Source organism: Streptomyces sp. NPDC046939, assembly GCF_040644575.1.
Classification (GTDB): Bacteria; Actinomycetota; Actinomycetes; order Streptomycetales; family Streptomycetaceae; genus Streptomyces.
The window spans coordinates 25,211-41,511 of record NZ_JBEYWV010000037.1; the positions used below are offsets into that span (position 1 = coordinate 25,211).

The following is a 16,301-nucleotide window of genomic DNA, read 5'->3' on the forward strand; positions in this document are numbered from 1 at the left end:
GGCCAAGGAGCCGCTCAGTCCGGAGGTCTTCACCGCTGCCTCGATCGGCCTGCTGGAATGCGAGGCGCTGCCTGCCCCACGAGCTACAGGCGGGCCCGCCTCCCTGTACGCCTATGTACGCACCGTCTAGGAATTGCATGCCCTCGCCCTGGGCCGGGCGCTCGCCGCCGTCGACCCGCACTCCCCTCGCCAACCGTCCGCGTGAGCGCCTGGAGGCGGTCTGCTCGTCCTGCCTGCACCCTGCCGCGTCTCGCGGGTCTGGCCGGTCCAGCTGGCGGCAGGCGTCCTGCCATACGGCGCCAACGCGATCGCGCTGACCGACGCGGTCCCGGGCTGCCTGCACAGCATAGGCCTGACCCCGGTGTGCGCGGCCCGGCCGCTTCCCCCATGTCGCCGCGCTGCGTACCGAGTTGCTCTTGCATACCGGGGCCGCCCCCCGCCGCCTGAGCCATCGACGTCGCCCTGGCCGGCATCACAGCCGCCCGTGCACCGAAAGCCTGGCCTCCTGGGCGGCCTGCCGCCCCGCCCGAACACGTTCGGACCGACCATGTTTCGGCATAGAATCCTCGGCATGCCGACTCCGCAGAGCCGCCGCGAGCGGCCCGCCAAGCCTGCCCTGACCCGTGAGGGCATCATCGACGCCGCCGTCCTGATCATGGAGCAGGAAGGGCTGCAGCGCGTCACCATGCGCCGCCTCGCCCAGGCCCTCGACACCGGCCCGGCCTCGCTGTACGTGTACGTCGCCAACACCGCCGAACTGCACGCGGCGATCCTCGACCGCCTCCTGGGCCGCGTCGACCTGACCGCCGACTCCGGCACCGACTGGCGTGAGCGTCTCAACGCCGTACTGGCCAGCTACGAAGACGTCCTCTTCGCCCACCCCGCCCTTGCCCAGTCCGCACTGACCGCACGGGCCGCGGGCGAGAACTACCTCGCCTTGCTCGAAGCGCTGCTCGCCCTGCTCGCCGAAGGCGGCGTCCCCGACCGCCAGGCCGCCTGGGGCGTCGATCTCCTGCTTCAGCGCTCCACCGCCTCCGCCGCCGAACACTCCGCACAGCGCGAGGACTCCAACGCCGAACGCGACTGGACCCAGCTGCGCCAGGCGCTTGTCACTGCCTCTCCCGACAAGCTGCCCCACGTACGCGCCCAGGCCGACAATCTCGTCTCCGGCGCCCCTGCTGAGCGCCGCCGCTGGAGCATCGACACCCTGCTCAACGGCATCCTCACCACCGACCCCCGCACGCCGTAGCACCCACCCAGCGACTACGGCCCATGCTTCTTTCCGGAGCGGGAACCGAGCCGCGCTCCGGACGGATGCCGGATGTCCGCAGTTATGGTCATGCCGGCCTCCACCGCTGAACTGCAGGGATGACGGCTCAGTGGCGGCTGTTGCAGCCATACCCGGCAGGCGCGAGCGCTGTCGGCGCGTCTCATATCTCGTGCTCGGCACTCCGGCCCTGTGGGCCTACGCGGGTCAGCAGCACACGCGCAGTGCCACCACCCCACCTACCGCGCGATCGAGGAACTCGGGCGGGCGGTGCGTACGGCGTTCATCCGTGGCTACCTCGCCGACGCCGACCTGCGCCGCGAGAGCAACCACGGCCTCCAGGTGGTGGAGAACTGCACCGGCTCCGACAAGGAGTTCCAGGAGGTCCCCATGCTCGCCCTGCACCTGCTCGAGTTCGCTTTGGTGCACGTCAATACCCTGCTCCTCAAGAAAACATCCTGAGTGAGGCGAAGTGGCAGAAGCGGCTCACCGACGCCGACCGGCGGACCCCGTCCCCGCTGTGCTGGACCCAGTTGAACCCCTACGGCCGGTTCGAGCTAGACATGAACTCCCACCTCGCCCTCACCGACCGGGCATCCTGAACACCCGTCCGCCCGGCGTCGCCCCGGTCGGCTGGACGCATGGTTCGGCTACGCGTCGCGCCTGTGCAGGAGCAGGCCGCCGACCAGCAGCGCAGCCGCGGCCCACGTGGCGAGCACTCCCAGGCCGGCCCATGGGCCGATGGGCAGCTCGTGCAGATGGGCGGTGGCTTGGATCGCGAGCCCGGCGGTCATGGGCGCGATCTGCTGAAGGTGGCGCTGCCACGCCAGGTCGTTGACCACCTGGATGACGACCGGGAAGAGGTAGAGCAGCCCGAGCACGACCCCGATGGCGCTGGCCGCCTCCCGTACCGCCGTCGCCACGCCGAGGCCGATCAGGGCGATCAGGGCGAGGTAGAGGACCGAGCCCACGGCCGCCCGCAGAGTCGGGCCGTCGGCCAGGGACAGTGGGGCATAGCCGTGCGCCTCGGTGAACCCGTTGCCGGGCAGGATGCGGCGGCCGGCGAGGAGGGAGGCCAGGACGGCAGCCGTCCCGACGGCGAGGACGACCGTGGTGAGAACCGTCGCCTTGGCGGTAAGGACGGTGATCCGGTTCGGTACCGCCATCAACGTGGTGCGGATCATCCCGGTGCCGTACTCGTTGCTGACGGCCAGCACCGCGAAGACGGCGATGACCGCCTGCCCGACGGTGACACCGGTCATGGCGAGCTTGACGGCGTCCTGGCCGCACCCAGCGTCCGGGCACTTGACGGCCTTGGCGGTGCCGCAGCCGACGGCCACGGTCAGCGCGACGGCGAGCAGGAGCAACCTGCCCATTCCTCCTGCGGTGCGCAGCTTCGTCCACTCCGCGCGCAGGGCGCGGCCGAAGTCTTCTCGCCACGCGTCGTCCGCCGTGCTCGTGAGTCGTGCACCGCTCAGGAGGCTCATATGTCCCTCCCGCGCAGCCGCACCACGGCCAGACCGAAGGCGAGCGCGGCGTATCCGCACAGCACGGCGAGGCCGGCCCAGGGCGCCAGCGGGTAGTAGCCCGTCGACGGCTCGTACACGCTGAGCACCTGCGCATAGTGCGGCAGGGTCTGCTGGATGGCGAAGCCCGCGCCCGGGGTCACCCGCAGCAGCCACTCCGAGACGCCTGGGGGCAGTACGCCGGAGGTGGCAAGCAGGAAGGGCAGCACGATCGACGCGATGACCAGGGCGACCGCCGTGCCGCTGCGCCGCAGCAGGGCACCGACGCCGAGAGCGAGCACAGCGGCGGCCGCGCAGAGCAGGCCGGTGCCGACCATGACGCGCACTTCGGTCGCCGACGTGACGGGGAAGACATGGAAGCCCCGGCCGCGCGCGCTGCGTTCCGCGAGGGGAAGGGTGATCGCGGCGGCGACCAGGCCGATGGTGAACGCGACGCCCCCGGCCACCAGTGCCTTGGCACCAAGCACCCGGCCCCGCAGGGGGGTTGCCGTCATGGTCGTACGCAAAAGACCACGCCGGTACTCGCCGGTGATGAACACCGTGCTCACGGCGATCACCACGATGAGCCCGGCGAAAGTACCGACAAGGAAGTTCTCGAACGAGAAGCCGACGCCCATGACGGGCCCGCCGACGACCGGTGCGATGTCACCGGCCCCGGTCACGGTGAACCCGCCGCCGTCGGTCCGGGTGAAGCCGCCCTTGGTGGTGTTCGTGTAGCTGCCGGAGGTGCCCGCGTTGCCGCCCACCTGTGTGCCGCTCCACGCGCTCCGGGACCAGCCACCGGTGAGGCCGGGACGGCCGAAGGTGCCGGTGGCCACGGCGGGGCTGAAGCCCGTGCCCGCCGCGGTGTCCTGCTTCGCTTCCGGTGACGTCGCGAAGAGCCCGGCCCGAACGGTGCGCGCAAGTCCTGGCAGCTTCGCATGGCCGACCTTGGTCCAGTGGGAGCCGTCGGTGGAGGCGTAACCGGTGAAACTGTCGCCGGAGCGGACCAGCCGCAACCAGCGCGGAGACCCCTGGGTGACCTTGCCGGAAGGCCCCACCGGCCCCGCCATGTCGTGCGTGTAGTCGTACTGCATGCGCACGCCGTGACCGCTGGTAACCATGACCGCCGCGTACGGGGATCCCTGGGTGAGGCTCTCCTTCACGATGATCCCTGCCTTCGCCCAGGGCTGGGCGCCCTGGGCCGTCCTGCCGGTCCCGGTGTCGGCCACACCGGTCAGGGACCGCAGGGGAACGGTGAGGGTGCCGTCGCCGGTGAGCGTCCTGTGGACGAAGTAGAAGCTGTCATTGACGGCCTCGCCGCCGGGGCCCTTCGGATACGAGGCGGAGTCGGCGCCGCGACCGCCGGGGCCGGGGGCGCCTGTGCCGAGTAGACCGACCACGATCGTCACCAGGAGCGCCCCCGCCATGGCGAGGACCCAGCCGCGTACCGTACGGAACTTCGTCCACTCGGCATGCAGCGTCCTGAGGAACCCACCCCGCTCAGCGCGCCACGCGGCCGGGGGGCGAGGGGTGAGGGTGGCGGTCATCGCGTGGCCTCCCCCGCCGGGATGCCCCGGTACTCCACCGCGTCCCGGGTGAGTTCCATGTACGCCTCTTCGAGCGTCGCCCGGTGCGCGGACACCTGGGAGAACGGCACCCCATTCCGGGCGAGCAGGGCCACGATCTCCTCGTCGGGCAGGCCGGTGACTCCGAGGGTGTCGGGGCCGGTGGCGAGAACGGTGGCGCCCGCGCCGCGGAGGACCTGGGCGGCGCGCGGAGGCGCGGAGGTACGCAGGGTGACCCGGCCGCCGGACGCCTCGGCGAGCAGCTCGGACACGCTGGTGTCCGCGACGACCCGGCCGCGACCGATCACCACGAGATGGTCCGCGGTGCCTTCGAGTTCGCTCATCAGGTGACTGGAGACCAGGACGGCGCGGCCCTGCCGGGCCAACTCCGCCAGGAGGCCGCGCATCCACACGATGCCGTCGGGGTCGAGGCCGTTGAACGGCTCGTCCAGCATGACCACCGGCGGGTCGGCGAGCAGCGCCGCCGCGATCCCCAGTCGCTGGCGCATGCCCAGCGAGAAGCCACCGGCCTTGCGCCGGGCCGCCGTGCCCAGGCCGGCCTGTTCGATGACCTCGTCCACCCGCCGGGGCGGCAGGCCTTGCGAGTGGGCCAGCCACAGCAGGTGGTTACGGGCGGTGCGGCTCGGCTGCAGCGCGGAGGCGTCGAGCAATGCCCCCAGATGCCTGAGCGGGCGACGCAGGGAGCGGTACGGCACCCCGCCGACCAGGGCCTTTCCCTCCTCAACCGCGTCAAGGCCCAGGATCACACGCATGGTGGTGGACTTGCCCGCGCCGTTCGGGCCGACGAAGCCGGTCACCCGTCCGGGCCGCACGGTGAACGTCATCCCGTCCAGAGCCGGTTGTGGCCCGAAGCGTTTACGCAGACCGATGACCTCGATCGTCGCCTTTTTCGTACTCTCATCGCTCATGGGCCCACCCTGTGACGGAGCGAGTTACAGGGGCCGAACGACCGTTGTCATCTCGCTGTTAGGCGGCTCGGCTTAGCCTGGCCCGGTACGTGTCCTGGCCCGGTACGTGTCCTGGCCCGGTACGTGTCCTGGTGCGGTGGCGAGAGGGGAGCATGCGGATGACATGGGGTCCGCCTCGACGGCTCGCGAGCCTGACTACCCGGCTCGGCCTGCGCCGTGGCACCGCCCGCACCCGCTTCACCGCCTTGTACGTGGTTCTGTTCCTGCTGTCGGGAACGGCACTGCTCGCCATCGCGGCCCTGGTGGCATCCGGCGGATCACGCTCCAGCCAGACCGCCCCCGATGGCGGCACCGAGCAGCCCGCCACAGCGGCACAGGCCCAGGGCCGCATCAACGAGCTGGAGCAGCAGCTGGCCCAGGCGCACGACACCCAGTCCCGGCAGATCCTGCTCGGCTCCGCCATCGCCCTCGGCGTCATGGCGGTGATCTCGGTCGGGCTCGGCTGGTTCGTCGCCGGCCAGGTGTTGCGTCCGCTGCGCGTGATGACAGCGGCCACCCGCCGGATCACCGCCGACAGCCTGCACGAACGCCTGGCCATCGGCGGCCCCGGTGACGAGGTGAAGGACCTCGCCGACACCATCGACGACCTCCTCGGCCGCCTGGAGGGCTCCTTCGACGCCCAGCGCCTCTTCGTCGCCAACGCCTCCCACGAGCTTCGCACCCCGCTCACCACGATGCGGGCCTCCCTGGACGTGGCCCTCGCCAAGCCAGGCCCGATACCCGAAACCACCGCCACACTGGCCGCCCGGATGCGCGCCGAACTCGACCAGGTGGACCGGCTGCTCGAAAGTTTCCTCGTCCTGGCTCGCACCCAGCACGGCGAGTTCACCGACTCGGCGCGCCTCCCCCTCGGCCAACTCGCGCTGACCGCCCTGACCGGACGGGCAAAGGACATCGCGGCCAAGGGCCTGACCGTGCGTGAGAACCGGACCGACGACTCCGCGTGGGTGTACGGCAGCCAGACGCTGCTGCGCCGCGCGGTCGACAACGTGCTCGACAACGCGATCGCGCACAACGACCCCTGTGGCTGGATCAGTGTCGCGGTACGGGCCGAGGGAGACGACGCAGGCACAGTGTCCCTTGTCGTCGAGTCCAGCGGACCGGTCCTCGACCAGCGGCGGGTGGCGGACCTCGCGCAGCCCTTCCGCCGCCTCGGCCCCGACCGGACCGGCACCGGTCAGGGCAGCGGCCTCGGCCTCTCCATCGTCGCGGCCATCACTCAGGCCCACCACGGCGCCCTGGACCTGCGCGCCCGCCCCGACGGCGGCCTGCGCGTCACCATCGCCCTCCCCCGTACGGACAGCAGGGCGACAGCGGAAGCCCCCGACACGGAGAGGAGCTTGGCGCGTTGAGAGTCCTGGTGGTCGAGGACGCCCGCCCTCTCGCAGAAGTCATCGCCGAGGGACTGCGCGACCAGGGCATGGCCGTAGACGTGGCCCACGACGGGCTCGACGCCGCGGCCAAGCTGGACGTCAACGCGTACGACGTCGTCGTACTCGACCGTGACCTGCCAGGCATCCATGGCGACACCCTCTGCCAGATGATCACCGAGCGGGACGGCCGCGTGATGGTCCTGATGCTGACCGCCGCCGACTCACCCGGCGACCGCGTCAGCGGCCTGACCCTCGGCGCCGACGACTACCTCGCCAAGCCCTTCCACTTTCCCGAACTCGTCCTGCGCATCCGTGCCCTGGCCCGCCGTCGCCCCGCCGCCCGGTCCCGCACCCTGAGCACGGCGGGCATCGAACTCGACCCGACGCGCCGCACCGCCAGCCGCGACGGCCACCAACTCGACCTCTCTGTGAAGGAATTCGCGGTACTCGAAGCCCTTCTGAATGCCAGCCCCGCCTTCCTCAGCACGGAAAACCTCCTCGAACAGGTCTGGGACGAAAACGCCGACCCGTTCACCAACACCGTCACCGTCACCATCAGCCGCCTGCGCCGCAAACTCGGCGACCCCCCGATCATCGCCACCACACCCGGCGTGGGCTATCGGATCATCGACTCGGACACCCCACCCGACTGAGCAGCGGGCCGGGGTCGACGGCCCGCGAGTGGAGGCAGTGCAGTGCTCAGTGCGCCCGCCTCCAGTCGTCTGCGCGGCCGACTTCGGAGACTGCCAAACGCGGTCACGCTCACGAACGTTCCTTGGCGCGAGCAAGATCAATCATGGGCCACCGGGCCCCCGGCCGAACCCGCATTCGTTCGCAGAACCCGTTCTCACGGACCCCCGGCAACCTTCCCCAACCGGCCGGTCGGACGCCGCCGACGACGACATCGAACAGCACGCCTGTCCGAGGTGTGACGCACAGCCGGGCTCGCCCGGCCGCTCGCGCGGCGACGCGGACGCCTCCGCTGACCACACCCGCCGCTTCACCATGGTGCCCCGGCTGAAGAAGGCGCCGCGGGTCCCGACCCCCACCAGCCGCGGACCGGGCCGGCCGTAGCGGCCGGGCGCCCCGCTGCCGACGCCGATCGACCCGGGTCGGCCGAGCGAGAACATCCGCATCGGCTATGCCCGCTGCTCGGCCTCGGGCAGGAAGTCGACCCCCAGGTCGACGCGCTCGCCAAGCACGGCGTCCGGAGGGACGACAGCTTCAGTGAGCGGACGAGCACCCGGGTGCGGATCCGCCCGAAGTTCGAGGAGGCGCTGAGGACGGCGCGGAAGGCCGAGGCGCACGCCCCGCACTGCCGGGTCATCTTCACGGTGTACGAGGTGAAGCGGCTCGGCCGCGACGCCGCCGAACTCACCGCCCTCGGCTTGGTCCTGTGGATGTTCGCCGGGCCCCTGCCCGGCATCTACGGCCCCACCGGCCCCGGAAAGCTGCTGTTCGCGTTCTTCGCCGCGACAGCGGAGACCGAGCGAGAGAACATCCGCGAGTCCACGCTCGAAGGGCTCGACACCGCGACTCGCAAAGGCATGCACGGCGGCTGGCCCCGGTCATCACCGCCGACATGGCTCCAGACCGTGCTCCGGCGCCGCGCGGGCGGCGAAGTCGTCGAGCAGATCCAGCCCAACCTGATCATCCCCACCGCCAAGCGCAGCCGAACGCGAGGCGTACCCCTAAGCCGCCGAACAGGACCACGCCGTAGAAGCGGCGGACGAACACGTCTGCCTTGCCGTTGGTGCCGCCTGGCAGGATGCAGTCGGCCTTGAAGGAGAAGACCACGTCGCGTCCGTCAGCGCTGACCGAGTCAGTGTCGGCCGTGGCGGGCTGGTCCGTGACGGTCTCGTCGGTGCCTGTCTGCACATCGCACAGTACGAGGGAGGATCCGTTCGTGCCGAGCGGGATGTACAGCGGGTAGCGTCCGGAGGAATCGATGGCCAGGCTCCGCGCGTTCGCGACCACCTGCTCGGGGCCCGTGCTTTCCTCCTGGCCGTGGGTGTCGTTGCCCGCGAGGTAGACGATCTTGTCCCAGTCCCTGCTCATCTGAACGAGCGACGCCGCCGTACCCGCACCTTCGACCGGGCCGTCGACGGTGTTGTCCGTCCGGTCGTACACGTTGACATCCTGCGCCACGCCGTCCTGATAGGCGACGAAGACGCTCCCCCTCAGATCTGAAAGTTGGTTCTGCCCCCGGCACCCCACTGGAGGGCCACGCACAGCCAAGCGTGACAACCACGTGTAGTTCAATACGCCACTTGTAGTAGGGTCAGTGCGCCAGATGAGGTACAAGCAGGTGCGGCGAGCCCGCCCCGACATGCAGGCGGCACTGCTGACAGCTTTCCTTCGGCGCTCGCCCTGGCCGGCCGATGAGCCAGGGAGAACCGACCGGGCCGGTCCTCGGTCAGCCAGCCGCGCTCCACCAGTCGTTTCAGCTTTCCCCGTGTCCCCTCGATCTTCGCCGAGGCTGCCAGCAGGCCGGTCCTCGACACGATCTGTTTGGCCTGCATGAGGCCCGACGCGTCTGCCACCACCTCAACGATGTCCCGGTACACGTCCACCGGCAGCCCCCATGCAAGTGCGGCACCATGATCGCCCCCACTTACCGCACGGGCGCGACGTTCAGTGCTTCCCGCAAACGACGGTGCTCGGTATGGAGACCGAAGGCTGGGTCTTCATTCGTAGAAGCAGGCCGCCCTCAGCATGCTGGCGATCAAGCTCCAGTCCGGGCGGTCCGGGATCGGTTCTCCTCGGTTGCGGAAGTAGCCGTCCATGTCATCGGTCCAGGCACTGAGCGCTTCAAGGTAGTGATCCAGCGATTGATTCTCCCAGTCACCGGAGGCGGTCTCAGCCTCTTGGCTGAGCCTCCTGACGTAGGACACGAGATCCGCCCTCGTCCTCACCCAACTTGTATCGTTCAAAGAATCCACGACGAGATCCTGCGCTCACCTCGCATCAAAATTCAAGAATTATCCGTCACCCGGCACCAAGGTCGGTTTCCCCCGCAAACGAGCTACACCCGTTTTCTCTTCTTCCGTCTGCCTCAGAGCGGTCGGGAGTGCCTGTACGGGGTGGGCAGAGCCCACCAGTGCCGAAAAGAGCGTCTAACACGCGGGCTTGGACTCTTTGTGCCGTCGAGCGCTGGGGCCCGCCGACGGGCAATGAGGAGCCGTCCCCGCAGCCGGATGCGACTTCCGAGCGCGCGCACGCCAGCCACCCGCCCAGTCCTCCCCTCCCTCCTTCCTGACCGCCTGCCATGGCCGGTGGGTGCGCGAAGGGGTCGCCGGGGCCACTGGTACGCCCGCCAGAACCCGCACCAATGGGCCGTGGCTTTGTTCACGAGTTGGCGTTCCGGCTCACTTTGTGTCGTGCTGGTCCGAAGCAAGAGCCTCAGCAAGCCGTGCCCGGGGATCGCCAGCGACACGATGTACGGAACGGCCGGTCGGCCACGTTGAGAGCCCGTCATCCGCCCACCTCGGAACGACGTGGAAGTGCAGATGAGGCACAGACTGCTCCGACCCTGGTCCGCTGGCGCTGAGGATGTTCACGCCCGAGGCATGCAAGGCCGTCCGCGCAGCCTCGGCTACACGCTGGACCAGTGCCGTCACGGCAGCGAGGACCTCGGGCGGGGTTGCAAAGACGTCCGTGTAGTGGATTGTTGGAACCACCAGCGTGTGCCCCGGCGCCAGCGGGTTCAGCGGAGCGAAGGCACAGGCCACCGGCCCCTGAGAGATCCAGCTCGCGGTGCCTTCACCGATGAGCCCGCAGAAGATGCAGTTCATGCAGCCAACCCTGCCAGAGACGGCCTGGCAGTCATCTGCTGGCTCGGGCCTGGTGGGGAAGGCCGTGAAAGCGCACGCGTTCACGAAATCGGGCTGGAACTGTCATGTCAGCGGCATGCGCTGAGGCGATCTCGCTCTGCCAGTGGAGGCACCGCCACCGTTGTCAGCGTTTCGGTGACAACGGTGAAATGCTGGCGTCATGGTGATGGACATGCAGGAGTGGCTGCGGATCAGGCGTGCGGCGCAGGCACTGCTTCAGGACCGCTACGGCGAGGGCAACGAGGTGCTCACGGCTGAGGAGGCGGTCACCTCGGTGGCCGCCTCCCTGGCGGTGCGCCCGGTGTCGGCCGATGAGGTCCTGGCCGCGTTGTCCCATCTGGGGCAGGCGCGTGGAGAACTTGACGGCAAGGAACTGGCGTTGATGCGTACGGCCCGGGCGCAGGGCGTGTCGCAGCGGATCGCTGGGGCTCTGGGGCTCCATACGCGGCAGTCCGCGGAGAGCCGGGCGCTGCGTCTTCAGCGTGCTTTGTCCACCGACAGCGGAGAGGGGACGCGCAGTGTTGCCGCGGCGCGGCGGGAAAAGGCGCACCGTCGAGCCCAGGAGGCATCCCGTGGCTGAACCGACCACGACCGGATCGGCCATCGGTCTCCTGGCGGTGGCCGCGCCGCTGTACACCACGTTCGTCGGCCATGTAGGCGACCTCGGTGGCTACGGCTACGGTGCACGGCTGGACGCCTTCGCCGAGCACTACGGGCAGCGGCTGGCCCGGAACTACGCCCGCTACGGGCCGCACAGCTCGGACCACGTGCCATACGGGCGGTATGTGCTGGCCAGGCAGCCGGAGAGCCTGATCGTGTGGGAGCCGCTGCCGACCGTACGCGGCCGGTTCCGGCTCCGTGCCGCGTGGCAGGCCAGTGAACTCCCCGAGAGCTGGCTTCAGGACATGGCGGCCGTCTGGGGGGTGGCCTTGTGATGCGGCAGGTTTCTGTGCAGGTGTTGCGGCCGCATCAGGTCGAGGCGGTCGACGCGATCGTGCGGGCCCTGCAGGCCCCCGCGGACGGGGCGATGCCGGAAGGCGGGTTGCGGTGCCAGTGCATCGCCGCGACCGGCTCCGGCAAGACCCTCATCGCCGCCGCCACCGCCCAGAAGCTGGGCGCGCGGCGGGTGCTGGTACTGGTGCCGACGCTGGACCTGCTGGTGCAGATGGCGACCGCATGGCGGCGCGATGGCGGCCGGTCAGGGGCGATGATCGGGGTGTGCTCGCTGCTGGCCAAGGACTCCGGCGGTCTGCCGTGCACCACGGACGAGGCCGAGCTCGCCGACTGGATGCGCGGCCTGGAGACGGTCACCGTGTTCGGCACCTACGCGTCTGTGGATGTGGCACACAAGGCGCATGCGCTGGGCCTTGCGGAGTTCGACCTGGTTGTGGTCGACGAGGCCCACCGCACCAGCGGTGACGGGTTGAAGCCGTGGGCGGCCGTGCACGACCAGGACAAGCTCCGGGCAGTGCGGCGGCTGTACATGACGGCAACGCCGCGCGTGTGGCAGGCCAGCCCGGACGGAAACGGCGGCGCAGGGCCCGGAGCGCAGCTGATTGCGAGCATGAGCGAGGACTCGCCGATCTTCGGCCCTGTCGCCTACAAGCTGACCTTGTCGGAGGCCATCGAGCGTGGACTGATCGCCCCTTACCAGGTGGTCTGCGTGGACATCCGCGACCCCGAGTACGGGCACCGCGCGCAGCTCGGGTCGGGTACCGAACGGGTGCGGGGGCGCGGCTGGCCGCCTTGCAGGCCGGAGTGCTTACCGCGGCCGCGCGGGAGAACCTGCGCAAGCTGCTGACCTTCCACTCCCGCGTCGCCGAGGCCGAAGCCATGACCGCCGGCATCGGTGACGTCGCCGCGCGTTTGTGGAAGGAGGACCCCCGAACGTATCCGGACCCGAAGCGGGTGTGGGCATCATGGCTGCACGGCGCGCATCCGCCCGCCCACCGCCGGTCCGTGCTCAAGGAGTTCGCCTCCGACGTCATCGAGCACCAGGAGCCGAACGGTGGTGCGGTGCAGGTATTGCCCGCTGCGTTGCGGGTGCTGGCCTCGGTGAAGGTCCTCGGTGAGGGTGTCGACACCATCGCGGACTCGGTCGCGTTCTGCGATGTGCGCGGGTCCATGGTCGATATCGTGCAAATGGTCGGCCGCGCCCTGCGCATGAAACCCGGGCAAGGGAAGATCGCCTCGCTCATCGTCCCGGTCTTCCTCGGAGAAGGCGAAGATCCCGAGGACATGCTGACCTCCCCGGCCTACAGCGGGCTCGCGAAGGTCCTCGAAGCACTGCACGCGCACGACACCGAGACCCTGGAGGCGCTCGCCGACTCCCGTGCGCGCAGCGGGAGTTCGGAAGGGGAAGGGACTGGAGGCGCTGAGGAAGACGGTTGCCTGGAGGACGTCGATGCCTTGGAGGGCGTCGAGGCGGCGGGGGCGGTGAGTGAGCGGGCGCGGGAGTTGCTGAAGTTCTCCACCCCCAGGGACCCGGCGGAACTCGCGCGTTTCCTGCGATTGCGGGTTCTGGAGCCGGAGGGTGCGTACTGGCGGCGCGGCATCCAGGCCGCCGCCCGGTATGCCAAGGAGCACGGGGACGGGACGCTCTACGTCCCGTACGCCTTCGTGACGCCCGACGACTGGACCCCTGCGGGGTTCCCGCTCGGAGTGTGGCTGACTCACCAGCGGCGCTCCCGCAGGGCCGGATACCTCGACGCTGACCGGGTCGCGGAGCTGGACGAGTTGGGCATGGTGTGGGCGCCGCGTGAGGACGCCTTCAACGACGGCTTCACCGCCGCACGGGCGTGGGCAGAGGTACACGGGCACTTCCTGCCCCCGGCCAGCGCTGTGTGGAACGACTACCCGGTCGGCAAGTGGGCGAAGAACATGCGCGACGCCGCCAAACTCGCCGACCAGATCGCCGCACGCCGCGAGGCCGGCGAACCGGTCGGATCGGAAGCGGGAGCCCTCACCCAGGAGCGACGCCAACTCCTCGACGACATCGACCCCGGCTGGTGCCCAGCCTGGGACGCGGGCTGGCAGCGCTGCCTGCGCTTGGTCCAGGCGCACCTGGCCGCCGACGGGAGCCTGCCCACGGCGGCCAGGGAGGTCGTGGTCCAGGGCGAGGACCTGGGACGGTGGGTCACCGCCCAGCGTCATGGCTTCGACCAGCTTCTTCCGGCGCAGCAGTGGCTGCTTGAAAACGCCCTCGGTATCCAGCCGACCCCGGAAGAGGAACGGCCGGTGAAGCGGACCCAGGAACACAAGTGGCTCCTCAACCTCGCCGCTGCCCGCCAGTTCCACGCCCGCGAAGGACACCTCAACGTCCCCCGCAAGCACGTCGAGGAGCTGCCGTTGGAGCTGGCCGGGCCCGCCGCCACCGGACGCGAGACCACGCCGGAGGGGACGGTCCGGGTCGATCTGGGGATGTGGGCGGCGAACGTACGCCGCCGCGCCGACAGACTCACCGACCAACGCCGTCACGAGCTTGATCAACTTGGCATGCGCTGGTAAGTGGGGCGGGTTGTGAGTCAACAGCTTGTTCCGGGCCCCTCCCACTCCGTAGCCACCCGAGTGAAGCCCCGAGAATCTGCGGCGGGCCGAGAAGACGAACGCCATGGCCCGTAACCGAATCCGGCCCTTGGGGCACTGGCTGGAGCTCCTGGGCCACCGACGCAGGCGGCTGGACACGGGCCCGAAGGCGTACGCTGCGGTGCTCTCTCAGCCCTCGAGGTCGGCGCGCCTGTAGGGGGCCTGCTCGGCGGCGTGTCGCTGCACCCCAGCATGGATGTCACCGTGATGGCGGCCAACAGCACTCCGCGTCTGTGGGAGCGTCACCAGGAGCCACCGCCCCCGCCACCAGCCCCGTCACCGACCGAGGCCCCGTCCCCACCGGAGTTCGACGTGAAGGACGCGGACGACATACCCGGCACGGACACCCGGGACGTACTGGAGGTGACCGCGTGGACGACCGCCAGCCAAAGAAGCGGCGTGAGCAGCGAGGACCCGCTCCGGTACGCGGCGGGTACGTGCGGGACGCTGGTAGCCCGCTCCACCGCCGCGGACCAGCGTTCCACCTCACCGAGCGAGACGGCCCAGGCGGTGTACAGGTCGAGGACGCCCGCATCGGCGGCGGCCCGCACCTCAGCTTCTTGCGCTGTGGCGAGATACCGGCGGAAGCCTTCGACGCGCAGCCACAAGGCGTTGCCTTCCGCGGTACGTGTGAACACCTCCTCCGACGCGCCGGTCAGCATCAGCCCTGCGCCCGCGAGGGCTGCCGCGGCCGGGAGCAGTACCGGCCACGCACTCCACGGACGGCCCGCGCCGATCCCCGCGACGACCACACCGATCAGCCCGACCAGGAGGAGAACTGTCGCCGCGCTGCTCAGCTTGGAGCTGAGGGCCGCCGACCGGCGGTCGACCAGGCCGCTCTCGTGGGACCACCGGTTCATGACGAGGCCGATCCGGTCCCAGCCCTCCGTGAAGCGCCGGTCGTAGGAGACGCCGAGGGTCACCGCGTCCCGTCCGGCGAACATTCGGTCCAGCACCTCCCGTACGTCTTCGTCGTCACGGGTCACTTCCTGTCGCGATGTGCTGCGGGTCAGGGTGGGGTGGGACTCGTTGCCGTCCAGCGCGAGGTGACCGTCCTGGGCGGCGGTCAGCAACCAGGCGGTGCGGTAGCGGGGATTGACACCGTTCAGCAGGTATCCGCCTTGTGCGGGGGTGAGTTGTGCGGGCGGGGCGGAGGTGTCGGGGGCAAGGGCGGCGAGACGGGTGACATCCACACGACGCGTGGGGCCGCCGAAGCCGCCGGAGCTCGCGGTGGAGGCCGTCGGGTCGTTCTTCCAGAGCGGCTCCCGTCCCGCCAGCCACTGCGACCACTCGGCCAGGAATCCACCGAGCAGCACGGCGCCGGCCGTCAGGAACAACACCTGGAGGAGGCCCGGCCGACCGTGTCCCCGCACGGCTCCGGTCGGCTCGACGGGCACGGTGGGCGCCGTGGCCAGGGCAGCGCCGGAAGTGGCGGCCACAGTGACCCCATGGCAGGCGTCGAGGTGGTCGAACGTCGCGGCGAGGTGTCCCGGCCGGGGGCGGTCGATGTCGCACGCCGTACGGGACGCCCGCCGTCCGCTGACGCAGCCCGGGTCGTCGAAGGCGTGGGCGCCGGTCACGTGCAGTTCTACGTCGTCGAGTGGGACGTCCCAGCCGGTGCCGACGGCGTTCCAGGCGAGCTTTCCGCCTGGCGCGACGTCGGGAGGCGGTAGACGACGCGGTAACGGTGCGAGCCGCAGACCGTGCGATCGGGATCGCCGATACGGATGCGGGTCTCGCCGCCGCTCCCGCCGTAGGGCACCACCTCATGGAAGACGGGCTTGCCGTCCATGGTGACCGTCACTTCGGCGTCCTTGGCGTCCTCGGCGTCCAGCCCCGGGACGTCGCGGTAGATGCCATGTCGGAAATCGGTGCCGAAGTCATAGTCGATGACCTCGGTGACGCGGGCAGAACCGTCCCGCGCCAACTGCGCCTGCACTCACAGCCGGGCGACGCTCTCAGAACTGGCCAGCCCCGCGCACATCGCGGCCGCGATACCCAGGACCGCCGCCAGAACGAACAGAAGCCCCACACGCCATCTGCGTCTGCGGCGCAACCTCCTGTGCTTCGGTCACGGCTGTGCTCATGATGCCCCTTACCCCGGTCTCACATGGCCGCATGCCGGCTCACTGCGGCCACAAGCTAACCCCCTCAACCAGTCGAGCAACGGGCAGTTGCGGC

Annotated in this window: 18 protein-coding genes and 1 pseudogene; 10 read left to right on the forward strand and 9 right to left on the reverse strand. The window is 70.1% G+C overall.

The window, feature by feature from the left end:
* Nucleotides 1-571 precede the first annotated feature (571 nt).
* Nucleotides 572-1,249, forward strand: a complete 678-nt coding sequence (locus tag ABZ877_RS32085; protein ID WP_361078450.1) for a TetR/AcrR family transcriptional regulator — start codon at nucleotides 572-574, stop codon at nucleotides 1,247-1,249.
* Between the two features lie 288 nt (nucleotides 1,250-1,537).
* Nucleotides 1,538-1,729, forward strand: a complete 192-nt coding sequence (locus ABZ877_RS32090) for a hypothetical protein (RefSeq protein WP_361078453.1) — start codon at nucleotides 1,538-1,540, stop codon at nucleotides 1,727-1,729.
* 188 nt (nucleotides 1,730-1,917) lie between these two features.
* Here the strand turns inward: ABZ877_RS32090 and ABZ877_RS32095 are convergent, their stop codons facing one another.
* From ABZ877_RS32095 to ABZ877_RS32105, 3 genes are read right to left on the reverse strand one after another with little or no spacing between them, the layout of a single operon-like run.
* Nucleotides 1,918-2,754, reverse strand: coding sequence for an ABC transporter permease (locus ABZ877_RS32095; RefSeq protein ID WP_361078456.1), 837 nt, complete (start codon nucleotides 2,752-2,754; stop codon nucleotides 1,918-1,920).
* Nucleotides 2,751-4,322 carry a hypothetical protein gene (locus tag ABZ877_RS32100; RefSeq protein WP_361078459.1) on the reverse strand — a complete coding sequence of 524 codons (1,572 nt, stop codon included), beginning with the start codon at nucleotides 4,320-4,322 and terminating at the stop codon, nucleotides 2,751-2,753. Before ABZ877_RS32100 ends, ABZ877_RS32095 begins: the two co-directional genes overlap by 4 nt.
* Entirely contained in the window at nucleotides 4,319-5,269 is a 951-nt protein-coding gene (locus ABZ877_RS32105) for an ATP-binding cassette domain-containing protein (RefSeq protein WP_361078461.1), read from the reverse strand. Before ABZ877_RS32105 ends, ABZ877_RS32100 begins: the two co-directional genes overlap by 4 nt.
* A 158-nt stretch (nucleotides 5,270-5,427) precedes the next feature.
* Here ABZ877_RS32105 and ABZ877_RS32110 point away from each other — a divergent pair, with 158 nt between their 5' ends.
* The 3 genes and pseudogenes from ABZ877_RS32110 to ABZ877_RS32120 form a co-directional block, all read left to right on the forward strand.
* The gene (locus ABZ877_RS32110) at nucleotides 5,428-6,681 is read left to right on the forward strand and encodes a HAMP domain-containing sensor histidine kinase (protein ID WP_361078464.1); all 1,254 of its coding nucleotides are present in this window, start codon (nucleotides 5,428-5,430) and stop codon (nucleotides 6,679-6,681) included.
* Entirely contained in the window at nucleotides 6,678-7,355 is a 678-nt protein-coding gene (locus tag ABZ877_RS32115; protein WP_361078466.1) for a response regulator transcription factor, read from the forward strand. The genes ABZ877_RS32110 and ABZ877_RS32115 overlap by 4 nt, the downstream gene beginning before the upstream one ends.
* Before the next feature lie 495 nt (nucleotides 7,356-7,850).
* Nucleotides 7,851-8,192: pseudogene (locus tag ABZ877_RS32120) on the forward strand (recombinase family protein); the annotation flags it as partial.
* Between the two features lie 160 nt (nucleotides 8,193-8,352).
* On the opposite strand, the gene ABZ877_RS32125 reads toward ABZ877_RS32120, so the two are convergent.
* The 4 genes from ABZ877_RS32125 to ABZ877_RS32140 form a co-directional block, all read right to left on the reverse strand.
* On the reverse strand, nucleotides 8,353-8,850 hold the full coding sequence (locus ABZ877_RS32125; protein ID WP_361078469.1) for a hypothetical protein: 498 nt from the start codon (nucleotides 8,848-8,850) through the stop codon (nucleotides 8,353-8,355).
* Between the two features lie 110 nt (nucleotides 8,851-8,960).
* Complete coding sequence (locus ABZ877_RS32130; protein ID WP_361078472.1) at nucleotides 8,961-9,275, reverse strand: hypothetical protein; 315 nt, start codon at nucleotides 9,273-9,275, stop codon at nucleotides 8,961-8,963.
* A 114-nt stretch (nucleotides 9,276-9,389) separates the two neighbouring features.
* Nucleotides 9,390-9,596, reverse strand: coding sequence for a hypothetical protein (locus tag ABZ877_RS32135; protein ID WP_361078475.1), 207 nt, complete (start codon nucleotides 9,594-9,596; stop codon nucleotides 9,390-9,392).
* Nucleotides 9,597-10,070: 474 nt separating this feature from the next.
* On the reverse strand, nucleotides 10,071-10,496 hold the full coding sequence (locus tag ABZ877_RS32140) for an HIT domain-containing protein (protein ID WP_361078478.1): 426 nt from the start codon (nucleotides 10,494-10,496) through the stop codon (nucleotides 10,071-10,073).
* Here ABZ877_RS32140 and ABZ877_RS32145 point away from each other — a divergent pair.
* The 5 genes from ABZ877_RS32145 to ABZ877_RS32165 all read left to right on the forward strand — a co-directional run bounded on the left by ABZ877_RS32145 (nucleotide 10,471) and on the right by ABZ877_RS32165 (nucleotide 14,042).
* A complete protein-coding gene (locus tag ABZ877_RS32145; RefSeq protein WP_361078634.1) occupies nucleotides 10,471-10,620 on the forward strand; it encodes a hypothetical protein in 150 nt (49 codons plus the stop codon). The two genes, ABZ877_RS32140 and ABZ877_RS32145, sit on opposite strands and share 26 nt — an antisense overlap.
* 75 nt (nucleotides 10,621-10,695) lie before the next feature.
* Nucleotides 10,696-11,115: a hypothetical protein gene (locus tag ABZ877_RS32150; protein ID WP_361078481.1), complete on the forward strand. Its 420-nt coding sequence runs from the start codon at nucleotides 10,696-10,698 to the stop codon at nucleotides 11,113-11,115.
* The gene (locus ABZ877_RS32155) at nucleotides 11,108-11,470 is read left to right on the forward strand and encodes a hypothetical protein (protein WP_361078484.1); all 363 of its coding nucleotides are present in this window, start codon (nucleotides 11,108-11,110) and stop codon (nucleotides 11,468-11,470) included. The genes ABZ877_RS32150 and ABZ877_RS32155 overlap by 8 nt, the downstream gene beginning before the upstream one ends.
* Nucleotides 11,470-12,336, forward strand: coding sequence for a DEAD/DEAH box helicase family protein (locus ABZ877_RS32160; RefSeq protein WP_361078487.1), 867 nt, complete (start codon nucleotides 11,470-11,472; stop codon nucleotides 12,334-12,336). The genes ABZ877_RS32155 and ABZ877_RS32160 overlap by 1 nt, the downstream gene beginning before the upstream one ends.
* The gene (locus ABZ877_RS32165) at nucleotides 12,294-14,042 is read left to right on the forward strand and encodes a Helicase associated domain protein (protein WP_361078490.1); all 1,749 of its coding nucleotides are present in this window, start codon (nucleotides 12,294-12,296) and stop codon (nucleotides 14,040-14,042) included. The genes ABZ877_RS32160 and ABZ877_RS32165 overlap by 43 nt, the downstream gene beginning before the upstream one ends.
* 320 nt (nucleotides 14,043-14,362) lie before the next feature.
* On the opposite strand, the gene ABZ877_RS32170 is transcribed toward ABZ877_RS32165, so the two are convergent.
* Nucleotides 14,363-15,700: a hypothetical protein gene (locus tag ABZ877_RS32170; protein ID WP_361078493.1), complete on the reverse strand. Its 1,338-nt coding sequence runs from the start codon at nucleotides 15,698-15,700 to the stop codon at nucleotides 14,363-14,365.
* Between the two features lie 8 nt (nucleotides 15,701-15,708).
* Nucleotides 15,709-16,059, reverse strand: a complete 351-nt coding sequence (locus tag ABZ877_RS32175) for a DUF2207 domain-containing protein (RefSeq protein WP_361078496.1) — start codon at nucleotides 16,057-16,059, stop codon at nucleotides 15,709-15,711.
* Between the last annotated feature and the right edge of the window lie 242 nt (nucleotides 16,060-16,301).